This is a genomic window from Sediminitomix flava, assembly GCF_003149185.1.
In the GTDB taxonomy this organism is placed as follows: domain Bacteria; phylum Bacteroidota; class Bacteroidia; order Cytophagales; family Flammeovirgaceae; genus Sediminitomix; species Sediminitomix flava.
The window spans coordinates 1-2,908 of sequence record NZ_QGDO01000023.1; the positions used below are offsets into that span (position 1 = coordinate 1).

Below are 2,908 nucleotides of genomic sequence, written 5' to 3' on the forward strand. Positions count from 1 at the left end.
TTAGGTGAATAAATAAAAACGATTGCCAACAAGGGGCATATTGCACAGGTCAGTTGCGACGCAATCTGCCTGCGACACCATGCCCGAGTCGTTATGTACCATCAATGTAAATAAGCAGATGAATAGAAAGGCTAATAATAAAAGACGTAAAAATTCAACTAGCTTAATAAACCGAATAATTGAATTACGAGTACTTTTACTAATATCAATTATACCAATCTACTTTATTGGAATAATAATTAGAAGTGGGTTGAAAGACTTTCTAATTGACTTCGATGGTAAACAAATTAAAGCGATAATAGTAAACGAGAAGAATTATTTTGGCAATAGTCCCGTATCTCATGAATTTTCATATTCATATCAATTTATAGTGAATAATAAAAAATTTAGAAGTAATTCAAGAGATTCAGATTTGAATATTGGAGACAGTATATGTGTAGAATATTCGAAAACTTATCCTAATTTCAATAGAGTTTTAACGGATAATTAGCGGTGTAACTAATTGCGACAAAGCATATTAATCAAAAATTAATAAAAGGTACATAACAAAGGGCATATTCCACAGGCAGCTATGCGACGCAACCTGCCTGCGATACCATGCCCAAGTCGTTGTGCTCAATAATCAAATCAAATGAAACTGACTTTTTTAATAGCAATAATGTTCTCAACACTTAATTGCTTAGGACAAGCTTGTGGAAGATATACTGTAAAATATGTTGGTGAGATTAATTTAGCTGGTGATTCAAGAATTCAAATTTCACTTCCTTCGATTAGATACCTTCATGGATTTGGAAAGAAGGGCGAGGCAAATGAATTTATTAGAGCAGATATAAAAAATGGAAAAATAGAACTCGAAACTTACTCTAGTCTAACTTCACATCTATACTCTGATTCAGAATCATATTTAGAGTTATATAAAAAACATAGGAAGGACTTACCAATAAAGATAGAGTCAGAAAAGGGAAAAGTTAAAATACTTCATATCCCATGGGATTTGATCAGAATATACGACATCAAAAAAAATGAATTAGGAAATCTGATCATTGGAATTGATCTAAATAAAATCGAATTATAAAAATAAACTGAGCACAACAAGGGGCATAGTCCACAGGCAGTATGCGACGCAATCTGCCTGCGATATCCATGCCCTAGTCGTTATGCACAATTGTAATTAAGGAAACTTATCTATTTTCACTTTCAGAAGGTAAATAAGAATGATTAAAATATATTTTAGTATTAAATATCAATTAATTGTCTGCTGTGTTTTCATTTTCAGTTGTAACCCTGATTCTGATATTAAATCTGATGTGTTGATTGGAAGATGGGAAAAAGTAGATTCATGGTCTTCAGTGGGAGAATTATCATGTTCTGCTTTTTATAGCAATAACAATATTGAATTTCATGAAAACTACCTAGATTTTTGTAATGGTTTCTTAAACTATAATTTGAATCAAGAATTTATTTCATTTTGTAGTTATGAATTACAAAAAGATGCGATAATATACTATTACGGTGAAAATGATATCTTTAAGGATACTTTATTTATAAGAAGTTATGATGATGGATTGTTACATCTAGTAGATAATTGTAAAACGGATAGGGTATTAAACAACTATATTTTTAAGAAAGTAGAGGAGGTATATCAGTATCCTGAAAGGGAGATCGAAATAATAAAAGTAATTGATGATCATGATCTTGTAAAGGCTTCCTGTACTTTAAAGTCAGATAATAGCTATGAAGTTTTTTTTATCGATTTAGATGACTGTAAAAAGGGAATGACAGTGCTCTCAAATAATTATTTCGATAAAATCTCTAGAAAGATTAATAAAATAGATTTTACAAAAAAAGAATATGTAGGGGCTATTTCAAAAAAGATATTGATAGTGAAATTTCTAAATGATCCGAGTACGTACAAAATTGAGGTTAGTAGTTTTAATGCTCCCTCAGAGATAAAAGAGGTCTTATACTCTCTCTCTACTGTTCAAAGAGTGTATGATAGTTCAATAGATTATTATACAGTTGATTACCCTCTTTCATTTGAGGTACAAATTCCTAAGAGATTCAAAAAAAATTAAATCAAATAAACTGTGCATAACAAGGTGCATATTCCACAGGCAGCATGTGACGCAACCTGCCTGCGATACCATGCCCGAGTCGTTGTGCATAATAAACTTATAAATAATGAGTATCAGTTTACGAATTAGACCATTTCTAACAGACAAGGATGATAGGTTTGAAAATGGTTATTGGGAGGAAAGAGGGACATTAAATGTAGACGAGTCTCTTGAATGTATTAAAGCAGTTAATTGGCAACAATCTGCAAATGTTTTACAACAGACAATATTAGAAAACGAAGAACTGGATATCTATAAAATAATAGAACCTGCTTTTAATTTACATAATAGTGTTAATGAAGCAGAATTATTTATATGTGCTTATGAAGATAATTTCTTTGATTTAGATTTATCGATCCCTAAAGAAGGTACTAATATAGATTCTACTGAAATTAGTGGTCTTTCTTTTTCAGAAGTTGAAGAATATGTCAATTTATTTTATGATGATAGATTCAATGAGATAAAGCAATCATCAAAGAATTTTAAATCTAAAAAATCTGAAATAAAAGAGCTTCTAAAAAATAGATATGAAGAAACATTAAAAGCAAAGAAAAGTACTAGCTTGAAAGAGTTGGTGATTTACGCTGGTATAGCATTATCCATTTATCTTATATCAAAAATGTTTTAAAAACTATACACAACAAGGTGCATAGTTCACAGTCGGTATGCGACGCAATCCGCCTGCAAAACCATGCACTGGTCGTTGTGCTTAATAATAGTTCAATGAATCGAATCAAAAGATTTTTATATAAAAACAGCCTAATAACATTTTCAAGTAAAACATTTAGGAAGTG

3 protein-coding genes are annotated in these 2,908 nt (G+C 30.6%); all 3 read left to right on the plus strand.

Annotated elements, in window-relative coordinates; translation table 11 throughout:
• Positions 1-631 precede the first annotated feature (631 nt).
• The 3 genes from BC781_RS25235 (at position 632) to BC781_RS25245 (ending at position 2,742) form a co-directional block, all read left to right on the plus strand.
• Entirely contained in the window at positions 632-1,075 is a 444-nt protein-coding gene (locus tag BC781_RS25235; protein ID WP_146201791.1) for a hypothetical protein, read from the plus strand.
• Positions 1,076-1,214: 139 nt separating this feature from the next.
• Positions 1,215-2,075 carry a hypothetical protein gene (locus tag BC781_RS25240; RefSeq protein ID WP_109623322.1) on the plus strand — a complete coding sequence of 287 codons (861 nt, stop codon included), beginning with the start codon at positions 1,215-1,217 and terminating at the stop codon, positions 2,073-2,075.
• 106 nt (positions 2,076-2,181) lie between these two features.
• Positions 2,182-2,742 carry a hypothetical protein gene (locus BC781_RS25245; RefSeq protein ID WP_109623323.1) on the plus strand — a complete coding sequence of 187 codons (561 nt, stop codon included), beginning with the start codon at positions 2,182-2,184 and terminating at the stop codon, positions 2,740-2,742.
• The last annotated feature ends 166 nt before the right edge of the window (positions 2,743-2,908 follow it).